Here is a 21,257-nt window from a genome sequence, read left to right as displayed (position 1 = left end):
GATGGAGCCTGGAAGGCCGCGGCACATCCGGCCATGCAAAAAGCGCTGAGCAACCGGCGCTTGCGGCAATACGGCCTGATCACCGCGCAGGATCTCGCCTCAGTGCAATGCTGAGCAGTCCAACCGCCGGATGCGGAAAACCGCACGTCCGGTGGTGTGGGAGGGGTAACGGGCGTAGTCCCGTTACCTCGACCCGATCATAAGATTATCTGTGCTCCCAGATAATGGGGCTGGCACAAATCATTGTGGAGCTTGCCAGCGATGATGCCCTATCAAACTCAAGGCATCACCGGCGGCACATACTGCAACGTCATCCCCAACGCCCAAAGCAGCACCAGCACCAACGGAGTGTGCACCAACAACTGCACAAACGAAAAACCAATCAAATCCCGCGCCTTGAGCCCCAGCACACCCAACAACGGCAGCATGTAGAACGGGTTGATCAGGTTCGGTAACGCCTCAGCGGCATTGTAGATCTGCACCGCCCACCCCAGGTGGTATTGCAGGTCATTGGCAACCTGCATCACATAGGGCGCTTCGATGATCCATTTGCCACCGCCCGAGGGGATGAAGAAGCCCAACACAGCCGAGTACACGCCCATCAGCAACGCGTAGGTGTCATGGGACGCGATCTGCACAAAGAAGGTCGAAATGTGGTGCGCCAGGGTCTGGGCATCGCTGCCTTTGACCGTGGTCAGGATCGCCGCGATCGAGCCATACAGCGGGAACTGGATCATCACGCCGGTGGTGGTCGGCACCGCCCGGGTGACCGCGTCGAGGAAGCTGCGCGGCCGCCAGTGCAGCAGCGCACCGAGCATGATGAACAGCAGGTTGTAAGTGTTCAGGCCCGAGATCGCGGTGATCGCCGGCTTGGTCGAGAACTCGTGGAACAGCCAGCCCGCAGCCAGGGCAACCAACAGCAAAATCAATATCGGGCTGTACTCCAGCCACTCGCCCGGGCGCGTGCGCTTGGGCGCTGGCGGCAGGCTGAAGCTGGGATCGACACCACACGAGTGCGCATCACGCGCGCTGGCTGGCCCCGGTGCGGTGGCATAAGCCACCACCAGCGAGACCAGCACCAGGACACCGAGCATCACGCCCGACTGCCAGAGGAAGATGGTCTCGGTAAACGGAATCACCCCGGTAATGGCCAGGATCGACGGTGGCAGGCTGCCGGGGTTGGCTTGCAGTTGCGCCGCCGAGGATGACAGGCCCAAAGCCCAGACCGCTCCCAGGCCCAGGTAGGCCGCGGCACCGGCAGCGCGATAGTCCATGCGCAGGTCGGTACGCCGAGCCAGCGCGCGAACCAGCAGGCCGCCGAAGACCAGCGACAGGCCCCAGTTCAGCAATGAAGCGACCATGGAAATCAATGCTACCCAGCATACGGCGGAGCGGCCGTTCTTGGGGATACGCGCCAGGCGGTCGATCAGTTTCACCGCCGGTGGGGAGCTGGCGACCACGTAGCCGCCGATGACCACGAAAGCCATTTGCATGGTGAACGGGATCAGGCTCCAGAAGCCATCGCCAAAGGCTTTGGCGGTGACGGTCGGTGCGGCGCCCATGGCCATGGCCGCCACGGCGACGGTGACCACGGCCAGCGCGGCGAATACCCAGGAGTCGGGAAACCAGCGCTCGGCCCAGTTGGAGCAATGCAAGGCGAAACGGGCGAAGCGGCTCTCTTCGATAGAGCGTTCGTAGCGGCTAGCTTCGATTTCGGCAGCCATGGGGACTTCCTTAGTTTTGGCGTTGTTATGGAGGGAGTGATTTGCGGGAAAATCTTCGCTGGCTGACAGGGCTCCATCGCTGGCAAGCCAGTTCCTGCAGGGGGATATGGCGTACACAATATCCCGGTTGACGCGGGACCAAGGAGCTGGCTTGCCGTTGTAGGGCCGACATTAGGCTGTCGGAAGCGTGGGGGCATCTTCACCCGGCTGGAATAATTTGTTAATTTTGTTTTTATTGCCGATTGATTGGTATTTCAAATCAATGAACGTCAAACAGCTACGCGTGGACTGAAGTATGGGCTGGCAAACACCGGATACGAAAAAGCCCTGAAAACTCAGGGCCTTGATGAAAAATAATGGCGCAAGCCTATATATTCGGACTATGACTCTCAATTAAAGCATTGGATAGTCGGTATATCCTTCCGTCCCTCTCCCATAGAGCTCGCGTTCGTTCAGTTCATTCAAGGGTGCGCCAGTCCGGATGCGTTCAACCAAATCCGGGTTGGCGATGAAGTAGCGCCCGAACGCGACCAAGGGCACTGTCTGGTCCTGCACCAGGGTTTTGGCCTTCTCGACACTCAACCCCCCATTGGCAATGATCACGCCCCGATAGCGCCCGGCGACGATATCCATGATCTTGTCCAGATCCGGTGCACCGTACCAGCCGTTCACATCGGCAATGTGCAAATACCCCACGCCCCTGGCTTGCATGACATCAGCGACATGGCTGTAGAGCTGCGGTACCTGGTCGTCGAGGGCACTGTTGTAGTTCGTGTAAGGCGAAACACGCACGCCCACGCGAGACAGCGGCATCACCTCGCCGACGGCATCGATGATTTCCTCCAGAAAGCGCGTACGGTTGGCGACCGTGCCGCCGTATTGATCGACACGGCGGTTCACATGAGCCGACAGAAACTGGTGCGGCAAATAGCCGTTGGCCGCATGAACTTCCACCCCATCGAAACCCGCCTCCAGCGCATTGACCGCCGCCTGCTTGTACTCGCCAATGGTCGAATGAACATCTTCAACTGTCATGGCCCGCGAAGGTGTGGCGCTGACACGCACGTAGTTTTCGTTGTGCAGCAAGCCCCACACATGCAGGCTCTCAACGTCATCATTGAATCCGGACGGCGACAGTGGTTGCTGCCAATCGAGCAAGCCCATGGCGCCGATCCGGCCTCCGTGCCACAGCTGCGCGAAGATTTTGCCGCCGACGTCATGCACGCCTGATGTGACCTGGCGCCAACCTTCGACCTGCGCCTGGGTGAAAAGCCCCGGCGCCCTGTCGAAGGGCCGCGACAGCGGGCTCACATTGGTGGCCTCGCTGATCAACAGCCCGGCACTGGCGCGTTGTTGGTAGTACTCGGCCATCAAGGCGGTCGGCACGTCACCGGCACCGGCGCGAGCACGTGTCAGCGGCGACATGACGATGCGGTTCGACAACTGAAGATCACCCAACTGGAATGTTTCAAACAAATTTGCCATTGCCTTCCCAACCTGAAATTTTGAAAGCCCACTCACGGGCTGCGAACTGCACTGAACAACCGGACGTCAGTAAGCGCCGTCCAGCACCGCGTCGAGCGTGTCGATGCGCCATTGCCCATCGACATTGCTCAGCTTCGCCACGTATTCGCCCGTGGTCAGCAATCGCGGTTGTTTCGACGCATCCGTCGAGAACAGCGACAGGTAAGCCTTCACCACCGCATTGTTTTCGGTCAGGGTCACAAACACCGGCGTGGTGATCTGATGACGGCGCAGGTCTTGCTGGTTCTGTCGAATGGCCCCCAGGCTGCTGACGATTTCATCCCGCCCCTCCCAAGGCCCCCACCCCAGCGCAGTGCCAGCGACGACGCCACCGGTTCTGGCACCTTCGCTGAACACCGAAGCCAGGAGCGCCATGTCATTGGCATCGAAGGCCCAGGCGTATTGATGAAGAACATTCAGGACGGCCTGTCCGTTTGCCCAGGCGAATGTTTGATTGCTCATTGCTGTACTCCCCACGTGTTCTGTCGGTGAAACCACTTGTTGGTTTTAAAACGCAGACTCCAGAACCTCTTCCAGCACGTCGATCAACCAGCGCCCGTCATGGCGCGAGGCTTCCATGACGTACTCACCGGTGGTCACAAGGTGCGGTGGCTGGCCATCGCCGAATGAAAACAGCGAGAGGTACACCCGCACGGTCGCCTGTTGCTGGCTCAGGGCTTCGAACAGGCTGGAGGTGATGACATGCCGACGACGGTCCGATTGCGAGCAGCGAATGGCCGACAGCTCGTTGACGATGTTGTCGCGTCCCACCCACGGCCCCCAGCCAATATCGGTGTTGGCCACCACCCCGCCCGTTCTGGCGTGATCGCTGAAGACACTGCCCAGTAACGCCATATCGTGGATGTCATAGCCCCACGAGTACTGGTGGAGCAGGTGAAGGATTTCGAGCGCAGCGGTATCAGCAAAGGACTGCCCCATATCAGTGGCCTCGCTCGTAGGGTCCAGTCGCGCGCGCATAGGTGGGTATCGCCAAGGGTGGCTCCACCCCCGCAGCACGCGCCACATTCAACAGCCAGAAAGGATTGCGCAGCAGCTCTCGGCCCATGTACACCAGGTCCGCTGACTGGGAATACAGAACAGCTTCTACCAGTTCGCTTGAGGTGATCGAGCCATTGCAGCCCACCGGCAACTCGAGCCCCTGGCGCAATTGAGCAGCGAATTCGACTTGATAGCCCGGCACAATCTCGCCGTGGAAAACAGGCGTCAGCCCACCGGCCGAAACGCTCAGCAGATCAACGCCAAGCGCTTTGAGCACATAGCCCAGGCGGGTGGTTTGAGTGACGGTGTTACCGCCCTCGCCTGCCATGTCATCGGCCGACAAACGCACGATCAGAGGTTTGTCTTCAGGCCATGCGCGGCGTACAGCGGTGACAACCTCTACCAGCAGCCGATTGCGGTTTTCCGGGCTGCCACCGTACCCGTCATCTCGACGATTGCTCAGCGGCGAGAGAAACTCGTGAATCAAGTAGCCGTGCGCCGCGTGAATTTCCAGGCAGTCAAACCCGGTTTCGATTGCACGTTCTGCAGCGCGCTCAAAGGCGCGGACTACCGCCTGGACTTGCTCGATGGTGAGCACCTGCGGTGTGCGGTGCTGGGCGCTATGAGCGATCGCCGACGGAGCAAAAATGGCCCCATCCACCATCGACTTGCGCCCGGCATGCGCCAGTTGCAAGCAGCTTTTGGCGCCGCAAGCCGCGATCATTTCGGCCAGTCGCCGCAACCCGGCCACCTGCGCCTCGTCCCAGATCCCAAGGTCGGTATGGCTGATGCGCCCTGCAGGCTCCACGGCTACCACCTCAGTGGTGATCAGACCGACACCGCCCAAGGCGCGAGCGGCATAGTGCGCCAGGTGCAGATCATTGACCTTGCCGTCCTCCTGGCCGGTATACATCAGCATGGGCGCCATGGCGATGCGGTTCTTGAAGGTGACGCTTCGCAAGGTCAGGGGCTGAAAAATTCTGCTCACGGGACTACCTCTGTACGGTTTCAAAATGACGGATAAACTCGGCAGCGCGTTCGGCGATCATGATCGTCGAGGCGGCCGTGTTGCCGCGCACGATGTTCGGCATGATCGACGCGTCGGCGATGCGCAGGCCTTGCAAACCCTGCACACGCAACTGTGGGTCGACCACCGCACGGGGGCCGACACCCATGGCGCAGGTGCCCGCCGGGTGCAGTGCGGTGCCGGCGCGGGCGCGCACATAAGCTTGCAGGTCGGCGTCGCTGTTGCTGACGCTCGGGCCGGGCAAGGACTCAGCCTTGAGATGGCGCGCCAGTGCTGGGGCAGCCATGATTTTTCGGGCCAGGCGAATGCCCTTGACGAGGTTGTTGAGCTCCCGCGGATCGCTCAGGTAATTGCCCTGCACGCTGGGCATGGCGGCTGGGTCTGCGCTGCTCAGGCGAACCGTGCCGCGCGAGTGACAGGTGTTGCATAACGGCGCCAGCGAAAACCGGTGCACCTGCGGGATGGGATCACCCCAACCACAGGAGGAGGCCGCCAGGGCATTGAGCTGAATGTCCGTACGCCCATCGCCATCCACGTCAAAAAAGCCACCGCACTCGACCACGTTGGAGGTCAGCACGCCGCTGCGATAGAACGTCCACTGCAAGCCATTGGAAAGCGCGCGCCAACCGCGATCCTGGCCCATCAGACTGATCGGTTCCTTAAGGTCTGCGTCTACCGGAACCAGCATATGATCCTGGTAGTTCTCACCGACACCGGGGGCATCGAGCACAACCTCGATGCCGTGTTCCTTAAGATGTTCTGCGGGGCCGACACCCGATAACATCAGCAGCTTGGGCGTCATGAACGCGCCACCCGACAACACCACTTCCCGCCGGGCGAACACATCCAGCTCCCTGTCAGCCCTGCGCACCCTGATACCGGTAGCACAGGTGCCGCTGAACAGCACTTTGTTGACCTGCGCATCGGTCCAGACGGTCAGGTTGCTGCGGGTGTGACCATGCCCGATGTAGGCGCTATAGCTGCTGCTGCGTTCCCCCCGATAACTCATGGTCTGGTAGAAACCCACACCCCGCTGCTGTTCGCCGTTGAAATCATGGTTGAAGGCAATTGGCTGTCCATCGTCCCCTTCAGTCTGCTGGGCCGCGAGCACGAACGCGTTGCTCAGCAAATGCCGATACGCTCCGTCAGAGACGCGCAGCGGGCCATCGACACCGTGGAAGCGGTCCGCCAGTCGACTGTTATTTTCGGCGCGCCTGAAAAAAGGCAGCACCTCTTCATAGCTCCAGCCCTCACAGCCGCTGGCAGCCCAGCCGTCGAAATCCTCTTTCTGGCCGCGGATGTAGCACATGGCGTTGATCGCCGTCCCGCCACCCAGGGTACGGCCCTGAAGCAATGGCATCTGTCGCCCGTTCGCCGCCGCCGCTGGCTCGCTCTTGAACAGGTAGCTACGTGCCGTGCCATGCAACTTGAAAAAGCCACCGGCCATGCGAATGAGTGGATGCCGAGCATGGGGGCCCGCCTCCAGCAGCAATACACGACGATCCCGGTTTTCACTCAGGCGAGCGGCGACCACGCAGCCTGCTGCCCCTCCCCCAACGACGATATAGTCGAAGGCCGAATCAACAGGCAGTTGATCGGATGATGTCGGCATGGCGAACCCCTTTCTTATTGTTGTTGATACGGGGTTCAGGCTAGGGAGATTCAGATCGCAGCGCTTGGTTGCACGCGCCATGCGCTGGGCTCCTCGCGCCAACCACTGCCACAGGTCGGCGGCCCGATTGACGGGTGCAAGGTACGTAGTTAACTTGTTAACCAATAACCATAAAAACGTCGAGGCCTGCCCGCCATGCCCACCACTTTCAGCACCCAGCAGATCGATAGCAGCCAACGCCTTGCCTACTGGAATGAAGTGATCTGCAAAACCTACCTGGCCGTTGACTGCCAACCGCAGATGAACACGCCTCTGGAGGGCCACCTCAAGGTCCGACCCTTGGGGCAACTGGAGCTCAGTGACGTGCTTTCGCCGGCGATGAACTACCGTCGCAGCACCGCCCAACTCAAGGATCATCACGAGGAACACTACCAGTTAGTGCTGGTGACCGAGGGTAACGGCTGCATCGAACAGGACGGTCGCCAGGCCATGCTCAACACCGGCGATATGGCGCTCTACAGCGCGGCCCAGCCTTCATTGGTCAGCTATCCGCAAGGCTCGCGCTCTCTGGTACTGAAAATCCCTCGGGCGCTCCTCGCCGCCCGGGTCGCGCGCACTGAACCCATCACAGCGGTCACGCTGAAGGGCGATTCGGGAATCGGCTCGATGATCGGTCACTTGATGCGCGAATCCTTTGCACTTGAACAAGCGCTGTGCCTGCCCCACGATGCGCGGCTTGCCAGCGGCATGCTGGACATCATCAGCGCCGCCCTGGAAAACGGTGCAGGCATGCCGGTTCTGACCTCGCGACACAACCCCCTTGAACACATCAAACAGCACATGCAAGCCCACCTCAGTGACCCGGACTTGCAGATCGTCAATATCGCCAGCAGGCACAATGTGTCAGTGCGCACACTCAACCGTCTGTTCGCCGCCGAAGGCACCAGCGCGATTCGCTGGCTGTGGCAGCAACGCCTGGCGGCCAGCCATAAATACTTGAGCGAAGGGCGCGTACGGCAAGTCAGCGAAGCGGCGCTCGATTGTGGCTTCAATGACCTCTCGCACTTCAGCAAAGCCTTCAAGAAAACCTACGGTATCTCCCCCCAGCAGCTGCTGCGCAGCGCTCGCTGAGCCTGCCCTACCGCGCAAATCCCCCCTCCTGAAAAAGTGGCGCGAGCAACCCAATGGTTGGCGCGCCCACCCAAGCCGTGCCCATGCCAGGCACCTAGGATGAGCCCCATGCAGCATCTATAAAAAATACAATCAGCAGGTGAGTTCATGAGTACAGAGGCCTTCGATTACATCATTGTCGGTGGCGGCGCGGCCGGTTGCGTGGTGGCTTCGCGCCTGAGCGAAGAGGCGTCCAGACGCGTGTTGTTGCTTGAAGAAGGCACACACGATAAAAGCCTGTTCATTCGCATGAATGGCGGGTATTTCAGAACGATGGGCACGCAGCGTACGGTCGCCTATCAGACAGAACCCGAACCCCATGCCAACAACCGCTCGATTCAGGTCATGCAGGCGCGCACCCTGGGAGGCGGCCACTCGCTCAATGCGATGGTGTACATCCGCGGCCAACCGGAAGACTACGATGACTGGGCCGCCAGGGGCTGCGAAGGCTGGGGGTTCGCCGATGTGCTGCCGTACTTCAAGAAAGCCGAAAACAATCAGCGCCTCAGTGGCGTACTACACGGCAATGACGGCCCTTTGGCGGTGTCCGACATCGGTCATCGCCATGTGCTGAGCGAAGCCTTCATCCGTGCCAGCCAGGAAGCCGGAACAGCCTGTGGAGTGCCCATTCGCTATAACGACGACTTCAATGGCACCTCTCAGGCCGGTGTCGGTTACTACCAGACGACCAGCCACAATGGCGAACGCTGCAGCACCGCCCGCGGCTACCTTCGTCCGGCCCTGAAAAGACCCAATCTGGTGGTGCGCACCCATAGCCGGGTATCTCGTCTGCTGATCGAAAACCGGCGTACGGTTGGCGTTGTATTGGCCGGTGAGGCCGGTAAAGAGATTCAGATCCGCGCGCTCAGAGAGGTCATTCTGTGCGCTGGAACCCTGATCTCGCCCAAGCTGCTGATGTTGTCGGGGATAGGCCCGGCCGAGCACTTGCAGGCACAGGGTATCGAGGTGGTCAGCGACCTGCCTGGGGTCGGCGAAAACTATCAGGACCATCTCGTGGTGCCGGTCGATGGCAAGCTCAAGGACCCGATCAGCCTGCTGGGGCAGGACCGCGGCCTCAAGGCGCTGCGTCATGGCCTGGAATGGATGCTCTATCGCAGCGGCTTGCTCAGCTCGAACCTTGTGGAGAATGGCGGCTTCTTTGATCTGGATGGCGATGGCCGGCCGGAAATCCAGATCCACACCCTGGCAATGGCTTCGACCAGTTGGGGCAAGCTCGACGGCGCCCCGCCTGAACACGGCTACTCGGTGGCACCCTGCTGCCTGACCAGCCATTCCCGTGGGCGGGTACGCCTGCGCAGCAAAGACCCGAGCGCCGCGCCGATCCTCAATGCCAATTACCTCAGTGACCCTGCCGACGTCCAGAACCTGGTGCGTGGTGTGCGACTGGCCCGGCAAATTCTCAAGGCACCGTCGCTGGCATGCTTTCTCGAGGGTGAACTGATGCCCGGCACAGCGGTCGGCGATGATCAGGATTCGCTTGAAGAATACGTGCGCAACCATGCTCAGAATGCTTTCCACCCTGCCGGGACCTGCGCCATGGGTACCGATGAGGCCGCGGTGGTGGATTTGCAACTGCGTGTTCGCGGGGTGGCCGGGCTCAGGGTTGCCGACGCATCGGTGATGCCAGTGCTGGTGCGCGGCAATACCACTGCGCCGGTGGTGATGATTGCCGAACGGGTGGTGGATTTCATTGCGCAAGACGAAAAAGCCCCCGCTGCAACCGGCTCTACGCAATGGGTCAGCAAAACCCCCGCCGGAGTGGTTTGAGCCGCTCCACCCCTTTCATCTCGGGAGGCCACCGCCACACACCGCTCTCTCTATCCGCGTTGCACTGAAAACAAAAACAACCCGCGCATTCGCCACTGATCAAGTGTTGGCGAAAGGAGCTCTGCTGCAATGAAAAACCATCCTCAATCAGAACTTGCGAATTACTTGAAAGGCGTCCCCGTTACACAGATCTTTATCGCCGCCTTCGTCACCCAGTTCTGCATGGGCTTTGAAGTGCTGTTCCGGCTGAATGCCGCCAGTTCCATCAAACACGATTTCTTTGATGCAACCAATGTACTGACGTCCGGAGCCATGATTGGCGAAGTGCTCGGCGTGTTGTTTCTCGGGTTCGCCATCGCCAACCTGGTGATGTCGCCCTTTGTGGATGCCATCGGTCTGCGCCGCGTACATATCCTCAGCCTGCTGCTGTACCTGGTGGGCACCGCGACCATCGTTACCGCCGTGCCCGGTACCGATCAGGCCTACCTGTTGCTTTGGGGAGGGTCTTTGCTGCAGGGGCTCGCCTGGGGCTCGATCGAAGCCGTGCTCAACCCGCTGGTGGTGACGATTTACCCAACGCGCAAGGTGCCGAAACTCAATCTGTTCCATGCCGCCTTTGCGCTCGGCATGCTGCTGGCGGCCCCGGCATGTGTGATGGTTGAAAAACTGGCCCTGGGCTGGCGCATTCAGTTGGGCCTGGTGTTCATTCCCGCAGTGATCGCCCTGCTGCTGATCGCACGGGTCAAATACCCGCCCAGTGAGCGCGTCGTCCATGGGGTGTCGTTCAAGGGCATGTTCCAGCAGACCTTTGCGCGCCCGGCGTTCTACCTGTTTCTCTGCGCAATGTTCATCAGTGCCGCGACCGAACTGGTACCCGCCAGCTGGATTGATTTGACCCTGACCAGGATCGTCGGCATCCAGGGCTTCTGGCTGGTGGCCTTTATCTACACCGTGCATATCGTGGTGCGGCTGTTTACCGGAGTGTTGTATCGCCTGCTGGGTTCCAGCGGCATCCTGTTCTTCGGCTCGCTGTTTGCGCTGGCTGGGTTGTTCCTGCTGAGTCAGGCGGCCAGCCCGTCGGCAGGCATGTTCGCAGCATTGCTGTTCGGCATCGGCACCAGCGTCATGTGGCCGACCATGCTCGCCAGTACGTCGGAACGCTTCCCCGGTGGCGGCTCGCTGGCCATCGGTGTCACGGCTTCGGCTGGCATGTCGTCGACCTACGTGCTGATGCCACTGTTCGGCAAGCTGTTCGACCAGGCGAAGATCTCCAGCGCCGGGGGTGAAGCCGCCTTTGAAGCACTCAACGAAGGCAGTGCGGCGCTGGATCAGGTACTGGTATCGGCGACGACTTCCATCTTTCAAACGGCCACCTTTCTGCCCAGCGTACTCGTGGTGTTTTTCGCACTGGCCTGGCTGTACGACCGCAAACGCAACAATGCACTTCCCCCAGCCAGCAAGGTGCTCAGTCCGCAAGTCTGAACCGAGTGCGCCCTCACTAGCCCCCCGGCCATGCTTTTCGCATGGCCGGTATTCACCCCACACCCTGTACCACAACAATAAGAATCGGACCGTCAATGAAACCACTACCGACTTTTGCTTTCGGCGCTATCGCTTCGCTCATTTTTTGTGCCACGGCCAATGCGGCCGGCGATGCCATGGCTCGCGACTACATCGCGGCACCCGCCGGGGTCGACCTGGGCGTTCTTTACTACGTGCACAAGCAGTCGAACACCTATGTCGATGACGGTGACAAGAACAAGGCTGATTTTTCCACTGATCTGTTAGTCGCGCGGTATGTGCACTTCATGGAAGTGGGCGGGATGATCATCGACCCGCAGATCATCCTGCCCATGGGCAATCTCAACGTGAACATCCCGGGCGCTGTCGATGACCGCCGCAATAGCATGGGTGACGTCATTTTGCTGAGTTCCTTCTGGTTCGTGAACGACCCGCTCAGCAAGACCTACATTGCCTTTACGCCGTACGTCACCGCTCCCACCGGCAGCTACAACGCCAACCGACCAGGCACCAGCCTGGGCGCCAATCGCTGGAGCTACACTGCCGAATTCGGTATGTCCCAGGGCTTTGGCGAGAACACTTGGGTCGACCTGATTGCCGCCGTCGACTTCTACGGCAAAAACGACGACTACTTCGGCAAGGAACAGAAAAAGGACGACCTGTTTACCTTCCAGGCCATCTATTCGTACAACCTCACCTCGACACTGTGGGTTTCGGCCAAGTACGCCTACGTCGCCGGCGGTAAAACCGAAGTGGACGGCATCAGTCAGAATGACCGAACCACCGGGCAAACCGTTGTGTTCGGTTTGGCCAGGCAGCTCGATGCGCAGAACAACGTTCAGGTCGAATATATCCATGACGTGAAGGTCGACAATGCGTTCGAGAACCGCGGAGCGCGCGTAAGGTTTGTGCACGCCTTCTAAGGCCTCCCCCTCCAGGGCACGACTGCATTCGCGGGCAACCCCGCTTACACAAGGCCAGCACCTTCTCTTGTGGGAGCGGGGTTGCCCGCGAGACTTTTTGCAGGCACCGATAGCGTCAGACAACCGTGCGCTTGTTGACCGGCAAGGTAATCATTGAAGCAAATTCGATGAACCGTTCACTGTCTTCAATGACTTCAGGCAAGCGCGAGGTGTAGTCAGCGTCCTCGGCTGTGGCGTAGGTGTAGATCGAGAGCGCGTCATAGGCAGGCGGCTGCGTGCAGTAAACATCGCCCGGCAACTGCGCCCTACGCAGTGGATATTGCTCATAGCGCAGCAGGCCACGGGCTGCCATGGCCATGACCTGGCCGTGCTCGGCATACAGCTTCAAGAACGCTTCCTGACTCAACCCGGACTTGCGACGCATGACGTAGGCAATGATGTGCATTAAGGGTATTTCCCGAGAAATGGGCCCTCATTGCAACCCAATCGCCAGACGGCCGCTTGGCTCCACACGTCGATGCACTGTGCTCGGTGCGACAGGTTGATCAGCGCCGCAACAGAACGGCACCCGTTGCCTGGCGCCAATGCACCGCAGCCCCCATTTCATCGCCTGGGACGCCGCCCGAGAAAATGTCTGATAACCTGACCCGACTATCAGCCTGTAGAGGCGTTCATGACCCTCCTCTATCCCACTCAGGACCTGCAAGCCAGCGAACGCTTCGACTACTGGCAGGACGTGGTGTGCTCGACTTACGTGCCCACCCGCAATCGCGCGCTGAGCGATGAGCCTTTCGACGGCTCTTTGAGCGTCAAGACGTTGGGCAGTGTAACGCTGAGCCAGATCCGCTCCTTGCCGGTTGAGTACGAGCGCAGCCCACACAGTGATGACAGCGATCACTTCTTTCTGTCGCTGTCGCTGTGCCGGCAAGCGCATGTCACTCAGAACGGCCGCCAATCCACCCAGCGCATCGGTGACATTGTGCTGTTCGATAGCACGCAACCCTACCTCTGCAGTTTTCCCGAAGGCGACAATCAGATCGTACTCGCCGTGCCGCGCGCTTTGCTGCTGGAGCATATCGCCCATGCTGAACAGTTTCTGAGCCGGACCCTGCAAAGCCAGTCGCCCTTGGGCAATCTGGCCAGAACCATGATGACGGAAATCTGGAACACGGCTGCATTGCCCCTACCGCTCGCTGAACGCTTGAGTGCCTCGCTGCTCGATGTCGTGTCCACTGCTTTCGAGTCGGCCTTTCAGACGTCGGACTCAACCCTTAGCACCTATCAAAGCCAGCAACTGCAGCGGGTAAAACAGTTTTTGCTGGCCAATCTTCACGACTCGGATTTGACCATCGACAGCGTCGCGCAGGCCACCTACGTCTCCCCTCGGACCCTGAACCGCCTGTTTGCCAAGGAAGGCACCACCGCCATCCGCTGGTTGTGGCATCAGCGCTTGTCGGCCTGCCACAAGGCCTTGCTCAAGGGGCAGTTCCAGCAGGTGAGCGATGCCGCGCTGAGTTTTGGTTTTACCAACCTTTCCCATTTCAGCCGCGCCTTCAAAAACGCCTACGGCGTCTCGCCAGCGCAATTGCTGCCTTCGCACTGATTGGCGTGCCAGGCACAACGCCTGGCCATTTCAGTAGAGCCCCCATGCCCGATCAGGCTCAGTATCAATACCGTGCTGACGGCGCCCGGTCGCGTCCGCGCATCCATAACTAGAAGTCGGTGCTTTTGCCGAACACGCCACACCTTATTTCATCGCTGCCATAACGCCAATAATCGAGGTCTGCCATGAACCCTGGCTACGTTTACGTGCTGTTGTGTTATGCATTGATCGGCATCAGCTATCCAATCGCCAAGGAGGCGATGACGCTGATTCCCATCTGGATTTTTACCTCGATCACTTTCGCGGTGGCGTTTGCTTTGCTCTATCCCGTCGTTCGCACCCTGGACAGAATTGCGCTGAGCCAGATCGGCTTGCCAGCCTGGGTGGCGATCAGCATCCAGTCACTGCTCGGTGCAGTGCTGTACACCGTGTTTTTGCTTTACGGATTTTCGGGCGCCACCGCCATCGTCGCTTCGGTGTTCAGCAGCCTGGCGCCTGCGGCGGTACTGACCTTCTCTTCGGTGTTTCTCAAAGAGCGTCTGAGCGTCAGGAAGGTCCTTGCCATTGTCATGGCCGTCGCCGGTGTACTGGTGCTGACCCTTCCCACAGCGGACAGTGCCGGACAAAACACTTGGCTCGGCATGCTGTTCCTGTTGCTGTCGACGCTTTCGACCGCAGGTTGCGTGATCAGTGCCAAGAAACTCGACGTGCAATTGCCACCGGCCACCCTGGCGGCCGGCGTGTGCCTGACCGGCATGCTGTTCACGCTGCCGATGGCGATAGCGCAGGGGCTTTCGTTCGACTGGTACCTGCTGAGCGCTGCCAACGGCGCGGTCATGATCTATTACGGTGCGCTGGTCTGGGCGGTGCCCTATGTGCTGTTTTTCATGGGCGTGACGAAAATTCCCGCCAGCGCGACTGGCATGGCAGTGGCGGTGATTCCGCTCACAGCCTCGTTCTTTTCCATGGTGTTTTACCGCGAGCAACTGCACCTGACCGATGGCGTTGCCCTGGTACTGGTCACCCTGTCGATCCTGGCTGCCGAGGCGAAAGAGCCGATCAAGCCAACACTACCGGCAACCCTGTAATGCATCCCCTCACTACTGATTAGCCATAAGGAAATCCTGATGACTGCTGCCACCGATAAAACCCTGCGGCTGCTCTTCCCTCAGTGGCAGGGCGGTAACAATGCGCCTTATTACTTCGGCGCCCAACTGCTGTCCTGGCTCGCGCCTGCGGCCAGTGGGCCGGTAGAACACGTCCGTGTCCCTGAGCCCAACGGCGAGAAACTGGAGCTGGAGAACGGCCTGATCGCACGTGGCGCACTGTTGGAACAGCTGAGCCACGCCCAGCATTTGATCGGAAAACACCAACCGGATCGCATGGTCGTGCTGGGCGGTGATTGCCTGGTGGATCTGGCGCCCTTCGCCTATTTGAATGAACGCTACAACGGTGAGTTGGCAGTGCTTTGGGTCGATGCCCACCCGGACGTCCTTACCCCACAAGACTTTCAGCACGCCCATGCCATGGTTCTGGGCAATCTGCTGGGCGAAGGCGATGAAGATTTTCGCCAGGCCGTCAAGCGCCCGCTCAAACCCGCGAATGTGATGTATGCCGGGCTGCAGGAAACCATGGGCGTGGAAACCGCCATGATCAAACGACTCGGCCTGCGCAGCGCCAGCCCGGCGGACCTTGCCCAGTCCAGTGAGCCGATCCTGCAATGGCTCAAGGCAAGCGGTGCCCAGCACCTGGCCATCCACTTTGACCTGGACGTACTCGACGCCACACTGTTCCGCTCGCTGCTGTTCGCGCAACCGAACGTGCCCGCCGATACATTCGACGGCATCGCCCAGGGCAAGATGACCATGGATCAAGTGGTTCGGCTTCTGGCAGACGTGGCACAGGTTGTAGACGTGGTGGGCCTGGGAATTGCCGAGCACCTGCCGTGGGACACCCTGGCGCTGAAAAACATGCTGGCGAAACTGCCGTTGCTGGGTAAGCCACAGACACTATAAAGCGCTTGTGGAGGGCGGCGATTGATGACAAACCCCTGTAGGAGCAAGGCTTGCCGGGACGCCGGACCGCTGCGATGGGGCGCGCAGCGGCCCTAGGGTCTGCCTCGCAGCCCATCGCAGGCAAGCCTTAATGCCAGTCAGTTAAGGAATAGAACGACGCAACCCTTGTAGGAGCGGACCTGGCCGCGATGGGCTGCGAAGCGGCCCCGGCGATTCTGAAACCGTCCGCACTCCCGGGGCTTGTCGTAGATATCACCGGCCTCGGGGGCTGCTTCGCAGCCCATCGCGGCCAGGTCCGCTCCTACATGGATTTCGGTGGTTCATCCCTTAACTGACTGGCATTGGGGCCAGCCCGGCTCCTACATCGAATCCAGCAGGTAGATTTGGGTTTGTCAGCAGTCTTCGATGCCAGACTTCTGGCATCGGATTTTCTGGCAAGCGGCGCACAAGCTCAGCTGCTCAAGTGAGCAACATTATCCTCATGGATGGACTTTCCCTGTCCACTTCAAGGTAATGGGTCGAATTTCAGCTCGCTCAAACTCTGGACCTTGTCCTCTCGCACCATTTTGTATTCGGTGGTTGGCCCGATCCAGCGCGCCCAGATCGCATCGATTTCTCCCGCCGCTTCCATCGCCCGCAGCGATTGGTTGACCTTGGCCAAAAACGCCGGCTCGCCCTGGCGCATGCCGGCACCAATCGGCTCCAGCGCCATCGGCTCCTTGGCGATGGCCAGTTCAACGCCACCGGCCTTCGCCTGTCCGACCAGCTTGATGGCAGTCATGGTGTTGGTCACCAGGCCCACCACCTTGTTCTGCTGCAGGGCCATGTACGCCGAGCCCGTGTCCTGGAAGGTCACCGGAGTGGCGTTGGCCATGCGGATCGATTGCTCGGAGGTCGAGCCCTTGGTGGAGCTGATGCGCTTGCCTTCAAAGAACGCTTTGGGTTGTTCGGCGTTGGCCGCGCGCACCACCAGGGTTTCCTTGGCGATGTAGTACGGATCGCTGAACTGGATCTGGTCGGCGCGGCTCTTGGTGTAGGCGAGATTGGCGAAGATGACGTCGACGCGGCCCATCTTCACTTCCGGAATGCGCGCCTCGACCGACAGCGGCTTGAGCTCCAGCTCAACGCCCATATGGCTGGCCAGCGCCTTGCACAGGTCAACGTCCATGCCCACCAGTTCGCGGGTTTTCGGGTCCGGCGCGGAGAACGGCGGCACATCGGCGTAAACGCCGCAGCTCAGGTTTTTCTTGCTCATCACATCGGCCAACTGGTCGGCGTGGGCCATCGAGGCCACCAGCGGCGACAAGGCGAACAGGGCCAGCAAATGCTTCATACGCATGGTGATACTCCTCAGACACAGATCGAATCGGGGTGCAAACCTGCCCGCCACTCAGTGGCTGCGCAGGTCGGAAATAAAGCGCTGGGCGCGTGGGTGGGTGGGCTGCTGGAAGAACGTCTCGGGGTTGGATTTTTCCAGGATCTGCCCGGCGTCCATGAACCAGATGGTGTCGGCCACCTCACGCGCGAAATTCATCTCGTGAGTCACGCACATCATGGTCATGCCCTCCTTGGCCAGGCCTTTCATGACGCTGAGCACTTCCCCGACCATTTCCGGATCCAGGGCGCTGGTGGGCTCGTCGAACAGCATCACCGGCGGCTCCATTGCCAGGGCCCGGGCAATCGCCACACGCTGCTGCTGGCCGCCCGACAGCTGGGCCGGATAAGCCCCGGCCTTGTGCGCCAGGCCGACACGGTCGAGCAACTCCATGGCCCTGGCCTTCGCTTCGCTGGCCTTGAGACCGCGCACCTTGGTGGGCGTCAGGATGATGTTGTCCAGCACCGACAGGTGCGGGAACAGGTTGAAACTCTGGAACACGAAGCCCACCCGGCTGCGCAGGCGGTTGACGTTGGCGTCGGTGCCATTGACGTCCTGGCCGTCGAAGAGGATCTGGCCCTTCTGAATGTCTTCAAGGCGGTTGACGGTGCGAATCAGGGTCGACTTGCCGGACCCGGACGGGCCGCACAGAACCACCACCTCTCCGCGTTTCACTTCGGCCGTGATATCGGTCAGGGCCTGGTACTCGCCATACCATTTGTTGATCCGGGAAAACATGATCATTGGATGCATGCGCGCAGCCCTCAGTTATCAGTAGTCAGTGCCGGTCGAGCGCTCACAACGCTGGCTGCGGTGCCCTGGCGCTTGCGTGCAATGTGCAGCTCCAGAGCGCCGGCCAGTCGCGTCAAGCCGTAACACAGCAGGTAGTAAGTGATGGCCAGGATGAAGAACACCTGGAAGGGTTTGGTCAGCAACTGGTTGTTGACCTGATTGGCGGCGAAGGTGACTTCCTGGACGTTGATCACATAGCCCAGGGAGGTTTCCTTGATGATCGAGATGAACTGGCTGATCAGGCTGGGCAGCGCGTTGTACAGCGCCTGAGGCAGGATCACCCACACCGTGGTGCGCACGTAGCCCATGCCCAGTGCCCGTGAAGCCTCGTACTGGCCGGCCGGCAGCGCTTGAATGCCGCCGCGAATGATTTCGCACAGGTAGGCGCTCTGGTAGACCACCAGGGTGCAGAGCATGGTGGTGAACCCGGTGATGTTGTGGCCGATCAGCAGTGGCACCAGGAAGTAGGTCCAGAAGATCACCATCAGCAGCGGGATACCGCGCATCACGTAGACCCACACCGTGGCCGGGTATCGCAGCCAGCGCCACGGTGACACCCGGGCCAGCGACAGCAACAGCCCCAGCGGGAAGGCCAGCACCAGCGCCAGCGCCGCCAGAATCAAGGTGGCCACCAGGCCGCCCAGCGGGCCATGGGGATACTGGCCGACCAGGAACAGCGTCCAGTTGTCGCGAACAATCGTGAACAGATCGAACATCGTCGTTTACCTCGCCATGGCTTTGCTGAAATGCCGTGCCAGCAAGGCACCAAGGCCCATCAGCAGCAGCGAGAAGGCCAGGTAGACCACCGTGGCAACCAGATACGCTTCGAAGGTGCGGAAGGTGTAGTTCTCGACTTCGCGGGTGGCGTAGGTCAGCTCGACAACGCCGATGGCCATCACCAGGCTGGTGTTCTTGAACAGCAGGACGCTGTGATTGATCAGCGACGGCAGGCTGTTGCGCACACCCTGAGGCAGGATCACGTAGCGCATCGAACGCACGTAGCCCATGCCCAGCGCCCGCGACGCTTCCGTCTGCCCGGCCGGAATGGCACGTAGCCCGCTGCGAATGTCTTCGCTGAAATAAGCCGCCTGGCACAGGCCCAGGGCGATGATCGAGAACAGGTATTCAGTGCTGTAGTTGGACAGCCAGATCTGCGTGGATTCCGACAGCAAGGTCGGGATCCCGAAGTACCAGAGCATCAGTTGCACCAGGGTTGGCACATTGCGGTGGTACGACACATAAGCCGCCACCAGGCGCTCGGCGTGGCGGTTGCCGGTCAAGCGGATCGACACCAGCAACAACGCCAGTGCCATGGCCAGGCACCAGGCGAAAAACGCCAGCTGCAAGGTCATCTCGATGCCCTTGAGGATCAGCTCGGCGTACTCGCCGTGCAGGATCGCGGAAAGATCGAAGTCAGTTGTCATGGTCAATTCCCATCGACATTCAGCTTGGGGCAGGAGCAAGGCGCCGGAACTTGCGACGCGGGTGCAGCACGGCGGCTTGGGCCGCTCTGATGGGAATGAAGCAAGGAATCAGCCTTCGTATTCCTGCGGGCGTGCGGTGGACAAACCGCCCGGCACCTGCAGCGTCGGGGTGATTTCCATGTGGCCGACATTGACGGCGATGGGTGCGGCGATCACGTAGGCGATGGCGTCGGCGATATCCTTGGCCAGTGGCAATTCGAAGCCTTCGACGAAGCGCTTGCGCACCTCCTCGGAGTCGCCGTGCACATGGGCGAAGATGTCGGTGGCGACGCGCCCCGGGCAGATCTCGGTGACCCTGACCCGCTTGCCAAAGGCATCGACGCGCAGCTGCCTGGACAACATGCTGACCGCCGCCTTGGTGGCGTGATAAGTCGCGTTGCCACCGAAGTTGTAAGCCGCCGCGATCGAGCTGATGTTGACGATATGGCCGCAGTCGCGCGCCATCATGCCGGGCAACGACAGGCGTGCTATCTGGAGCACCGCCCGCAGGTTGACGTCCACCAGCAGGTCGATGCCTTCGGCGTCCGCCTTGAGCAGGGAGCCCGGGCGGTCGACGCCGGCATTGTTGATGACCACGTCAAAGCGATGGGCCTGGAACAGCTCGGTCACCCCGGCAAGGTCGGTGACGTCCAGGGCATGGGCAATACAGCCGGTACGCCGGGCCAGCTCCGCCAGCTTGTCGGCACTGCGAGCCAGGGCGTGCACCTGCAGGCCTTCGGCGCACAGGCGCTCGACAACGGCTTCGCCAATGCCGGATGAAGCGCCAGTGACCAGCGCGGTTTTGTAGTCTGAAAATGGCATATCAAGGCTCCTCGGGTTCTGCTTCGATCATCGCCTTCAAGGCCGTTGATGATCGTCTTGTCTTGGACTCTACCCAGCACGAATGACGGCGACCAAGACGCAATGGTTGTGTGGCGATAAGGTCTGCTTATGACCCCACAAGTTGTGAAATCGGGGTGATGACAGCGCCCCGCGCTTCGATGTTTTGCCGCAGGCTGCGAGCCAGTCCGACCGCGCCCGGCGTGTCGCCGTGGAGCAGGATCGAGCAGGCGTTGACCGCGATGCGCTTGCCGCTCAGGGTGGTGACGGTGCCGGCTTCCAATAACTGCATCACCCGTGCCATGACCTGCTCATGGTCGGCGACTACCGCCCCGGGGGTGCCCCGTGGCACCAGCAGGCCGTTTTCGTCATAGGCACGGTCGGCCAGGAAGGTGGTCGCCACGCGCAAGCCGTATTTATCCGCCGCGCCCTCGATGGCCAGGCTGCTCGATGAGCTGATGATCAGCCGGGAATCGAAGCTGGCCACGGCGCGCACCAGCGGTTCTGCCAGCGCGGCATCGGCGGCGGCCATGTTGCCGAGCGCGCCGTGGAAACTCATGTGGGTGACGGTGTGCCCGGCGCTGGTGGCGATCCCGGTTAGCGCGCCCAGTTGATAGACCACCATGGCACAGAGCTCCTTGAGGTCGACGTTCATCCGCCGCCGGCCGAAACCCTGCAGATCGGCAAAGCCGACATGAGCCCCCAGGTCGATGCCCAGGGCCTTGGCCCGACGCACCGTGGTGTCCATGATCAGCGGGTCGCCCGCGTGGAAGCCGCAGGCCACGTTGGCCGAGGAAATCAGCGACATCAGCGCCTCATCCTCGCCCATGGTCCAGGCACCGAAGCCCTCGCCCAGGTCCGCGTTCAGGTCTATTCGCATG

Annotated in this window: 20 protein-coding genes; 7 read left to right on the top strand and 13 right to left on the bottom strand. The window is 60.6% G+C overall.

From position 1 onward, the window contains the following. Positions 1–278: 278 nt before the first annotated feature. From GUY40_RS22065 to GUY40_RS22040, 6 genes are all read right to left on the bottom strand, one after another. The gene (locus GUY40_RS22065; protein ID WP_166571039.1) at positions 279–1,724 is read right to left on the bottom strand and encodes a short-chain fatty acid transporter; all 1,446 of its coding nucleotides are present in this window, start codon (positions 1,722–1,724) and stop codon (positions 279–281) included. A 393-nt stretch (positions 1,725–2,117) separates the two neighbouring features. Next, a complete protein-coding gene (locus tag GUY40_RS22060; RefSeq protein ID WP_166571038.1) occupies positions 2,118–3,209 on the bottom strand; it encodes an alkene reductase in 1,092 nt (363 codons plus the stop codon). Positions 3,210–3,275: 66 nt separating this feature from the next. Then, positions 3,276–3,710, bottom strand: coding sequence for a nuclear transport factor 2 family protein (locus tag GUY40_RS22055; RefSeq protein WP_166571037.1), 435 nt, complete (start codon positions 3,708–3,710; stop codon positions 3,276–3,278). 45 nt (positions 3,711–3,755) lie between these two features. After that, on the bottom strand, positions 3,756–4,187 hold the full coding sequence (locus GUY40_RS22050) for a nuclear transport factor 2 family protein (RefSeq protein WP_166571036.1): 432 nt from the start codon (positions 4,185–4,187) through the stop codon (positions 3,756–3,758). A 1-nt stretch (position 4,188) separates the two neighbouring features. Further along, entirely contained in the window at positions 4,189–5,235 is a 1,047-nt protein-coding gene (locus GUY40_RS22045; RefSeq protein WP_166571035.1) for an NADH:flavin oxidoreductase/NADH oxidase, read from the bottom strand. A gap of 4 nt (positions 5,236–5,239) precedes the next feature. After that, entirely contained in the window at positions 5,240–6,886 is a 1,647-nt protein-coding gene (locus GUY40_RS22040) for a GMC family oxidoreductase (RefSeq protein WP_166571034.1), read from the bottom strand. Between the two features lie 195 nt (positions 6,887–7,081). Here GUY40_RS22040 and GUY40_RS22035 point away from each other — a divergent pair, with 195 nt between their 5' ends. The 4 genes from GUY40_RS22035 to GUY40_RS22020 all read left to right on the top strand — a co-directional run bounded on the left by GUY40_RS22035 (position 7,082) and on the right by GUY40_RS22020 (position 12,288). Beyond that, positions 7,082–8,017, top strand: a complete 936-nt coding sequence (locus tag GUY40_RS22035; RefSeq protein WP_166571033.1) for a helix-turn-helix domain-containing protein — start codon at positions 7,082–7,084, stop codon at positions 8,015–8,017. A 147-nt stretch (positions 8,018–8,164) separates the two neighbouring features. Continuing rightward, complete coding sequence (locus GUY40_RS22030) at positions 8,165–9,844, top strand: GMC family oxidoreductase (protein WP_166571032.1); 1,680 nt, start codon at positions 8,165–8,167, stop codon at positions 9,842–9,844. A 129-nt stretch (positions 9,845–9,973) separates the two neighbouring features. Beyond that, positions 9,974–11,326, top strand: a complete 1,353-nt coding sequence (locus tag GUY40_RS22025; RefSeq protein WP_166571031.1) for a sugar MFS transporter — start codon at positions 9,974–9,976, stop codon at positions 11,324–11,326. Between the two features lie 95 nt (positions 11,327–11,421). Then, positions 11,422–12,288: a transporter gene (locus GUY40_RS22020; protein WP_166571030.1), complete on the top strand. Its 867-nt coding sequence runs from the start codon at positions 11,422–11,424 to the stop codon at positions 12,286–12,288. A gap of 115 nt (positions 12,289–12,403) precedes the next feature. Here the strand turns inward: GUY40_RS22020 and GUY40_RS22015 are convergent, their stop codons facing one another. After that, complete coding sequence (locus tag GUY40_RS22015) at positions 12,404–12,733, bottom strand: hypothetical protein (protein WP_166571029.1); 330 nt, start codon at positions 12,731–12,733, stop codon at positions 12,404–12,406. A gap of 228 nt (positions 12,734–12,961) precedes the next feature. Here GUY40_RS22015 and GUY40_RS22010 point away from each other — a divergent pair, with 228 nt between their 5' ends. The 3 genes from GUY40_RS22010 to GUY40_RS22000 all read left to right on the top strand — a co-directional run bounded on the left by GUY40_RS22010 (position 12,962) and on the right by GUY40_RS22000 (position 15,906). After that, positions 12,962–13,891, top strand: coding sequence for a helix-turn-helix domain-containing protein (locus GUY40_RS22010; protein WP_166571028.1), 930 nt, complete (start codon positions 12,962–12,964; stop codon positions 13,889–13,891). Positions 13,892–14,076: 185 nt separating this feature from the next. Further along, positions 14,077–14,979, top strand: a complete 903-nt coding sequence (locus GUY40_RS22005) for a DMT family transporter (RefSeq protein WP_166571027.1) — start codon at positions 14,077–14,079, stop codon at positions 14,977–14,979. Between the two features lie 39 nt (positions 14,980–15,018). Continuing rightward, positions 15,019–15,906 carry an arginase family protein gene (locus GUY40_RS22000; protein ID WP_166571026.1) on the top strand — a complete coding sequence of 296 codons (888 nt, stop codon included), beginning with the start codon at positions 15,019–15,021 and terminating at the stop codon, positions 15,904–15,906. 505 nt (positions 15,907–16,411) lie between these two features. Here the strand turns inward: GUY40_RS22000 and GUY40_RS21995 are convergent. From GUY40_RS21995 to GUY40_RS21970, 6 genes are all read right to left on the bottom strand, one after another. Further along, entirely contained in the window at positions 16,412–17,245 is an 834-nt protein-coding gene (locus GUY40_RS21995; RefSeq protein ID WP_166571025.1) for an ABC transporter substrate-binding protein, read from the bottom strand. A 51-nt stretch (positions 17,246–17,296) separates the two neighbouring features. Next, entirely contained in the window at positions 17,297–18,025 is a 729-nt protein-coding gene (locus GUY40_RS21990) for an amino acid ABC transporter ATP-binding protein (protein WP_178117922.1), read from the bottom strand. 20 nt (positions 18,026–18,045) lie between these two features. After that, positions 18,046–18,789 carry an amino acid ABC transporter permease gene (locus GUY40_RS21985; RefSeq protein ID WP_166571023.1) on the bottom strand — a complete coding sequence of 248 codons (744 nt, stop codon included), beginning with the start codon at positions 18,787–18,789 and terminating at the stop codon, positions 18,046–18,048. A 6-nt stretch (positions 18,790–18,795) separates the two neighbouring features. After that, positions 18,796–19,497 carry an amino acid ABC transporter permease gene (locus tag GUY40_RS21980; RefSeq protein ID WP_166571022.1) on the bottom strand — a complete coding sequence of 234 codons (702 nt, stop codon included), beginning with the start codon at positions 19,495–19,497 and terminating at the stop codon, positions 18,796–18,798. A gap of 108 nt (positions 19,498–19,605) precedes the next feature. Then, positions 19,606–20,358 carry an SDR family oxidoreductase gene (locus GUY40_RS21975; RefSeq protein ID WP_166571021.1) on the bottom strand — a complete coding sequence of 251 codons (753 nt, stop codon included), beginning with the start codon at positions 20,356–20,358 and terminating at the stop codon, positions 19,606–19,608. Between the two features lie 127 nt (positions 20,359–20,485). Beyond that, positions 20,486–21,256 (bottom strand): LamB/YcsF family protein, encoded by a 771-nt coding sequence (locus tag GUY40_RS21970; RefSeq protein ID WP_166571020.1) that lies wholly within the window; start codon positions 21,254–21,256, stop codon positions 20,486–20,488. Position 21,257: the final 1 nt, after the last annotated feature.

It is taken from the genome of Pseudomonas sp. R5(2019) (assembly GCF_009905435.1).
Classification (GTDB): Bacteria; Pseudomonadota; Gammaproteobacteria; order Pseudomonadales; family Pseudomonadaceae; genus Aquipseudomonas.
The sequence above is the reverse complement of the archived record's forward strand: the minus strand, read 5'-3'. Positions and strand labels throughout refer to the sequence as shown.

What these genes read in the sequence shown, in the direction of transcription:
- GUY40_RS22065 (WP_166571039.1), bottom strand. Translation starts at nt 1,724, where the DNA reads ATGGCTGCCGAAATCGAAGCTAGCCGCTACGAACGCTCTATCGAAGAG.
- GUY40_RS22060 (WP_166571038.1), bottom strand. Translation starts at nt 3,209, where the DNA reads ATGGCAAATTTGTTTGAAACATTCCAGTTGGGTGATCTTCAGTTGTCG.
- GUY40_RS22055 (WP_166571037.1), bottom strand. Translation starts at nt 3,710, where the DNA reads ATGAGCAATCAAACATTCGCCTGGGCAAACGGACAGGCCGTCCTGAAT.
- GUY40_RS22050 (WP_166571036.1), bottom strand. Translation starts at nt 4,187, where the DNA reads ATGGGGCAGTCCTTTGCTGATACCGCTGCGCTCGAAATCCTTCACCTG.
- GUY40_RS22040 (WP_166571034.1), bottom strand. Translation starts at nt 6,886, where the DNA reads ATGCCGACATCATCCGATCAACTGCCTGTTGATTCGGCCTTCGACTAT.
- GUY40_RS22035 (WP_166571033.1), top strand. Translation starts at nt 7,082, where the DNA reads ATGCCCACCACTTTCAGCACCCAGCAGATCGATAGCAGCCAACGCCTT.
- GUY40_RS22030 (WP_166571032.1), top strand. Translation starts at nt 8,165, where the DNA reads ATGAGTACAGAGGCCTTCGATTACATCATTGTCGGTGGCGGCGCGGCC.
- GUY40_RS22025 (WP_166571031.1), top strand. Translation starts at nt 9,974, where the DNA reads ATGAAAAACCATCCTCAATCAGAACTTGCGAATTACTTGAAAGGCGTC.
- GUY40_RS22020 (WP_166571030.1), top strand. Translation starts at nt 11,422, where the DNA reads ATGAAACCACTACCGACTTTTGCTTTCGGCGCTATCGCTTCGCTCATT.
- GUY40_RS22015 (WP_166571029.1), bottom strand. Translation starts at nt 12,733, where the DNA reads ATGCACATCATTGCCTACGTCATGCGTCGCAAGTCCGGGTTGAGTCAG.
- GUY40_RS22010 (WP_166571028.1), top strand. Translation starts at nt 12,962, where the DNA reads ATGACCCTCCTCTATCCCACTCAGGACCTGCAAGCCAGCGAACGCTTC.
- GUY40_RS22005 (WP_166571027.1), top strand. Translation starts at nt 14,077, where the DNA reads ATGAACCCTGGCTACGTTTACGTGCTGTTGTGTTATGCATTGATCGGC.
- GUY40_RS22000 (WP_166571026.1), top strand. Translation starts at nt 15,019, where the DNA reads ATGACTGCTGCCACCGATAAAACCCTGCGGCTGCTCTTCCCTCAGTGG.
- GUY40_RS21995 (WP_166571025.1), bottom strand. Translation starts at nt 17,245, where the DNA reads ATGCGTATGAAGCATTTGCTGGCCCTGTTCGCCTTGTCGCCGCTGGTG.
- GUY40_RS21990 (WP_178117922.1), bottom strand. Translation starts at nt 18,025, where the DNA reads ATGATCATGTTTTCCCGGATCAACAAATGGTATGGCGAGTACCAGGCC.
- GUY40_RS21985 (WP_166571023.1), bottom strand. Translation starts at nt 18,789, where the DNA reads ATGTTCGATCTGTTCACGATTGTTCGCGACAACTGGACGCTGTTCCTG.
- GUY40_RS21980 (WP_166571022.1), bottom strand. Translation starts at nt 19,497, where the DNA reads ATGACAACTGACTTCGATCTTTCCGCGATCCTGCACGGCGAGTACGCC.
- GUY40_RS21975 (WP_166571021.1), bottom strand. Translation starts at nt 20,358, where the DNA reads ATGCCATTTTCAGACTACAAAACCGCGCTGGTCACTGGCGCTTCATCC.
- GUY40_RS21970 (WP_166571020.1), bottom strand. Translation starts at nt 21,256, where the DNA reads ATGCGAATAGACCTGAACGCGGACCTGGGCGAGGGCTTCGGTGCCTGG.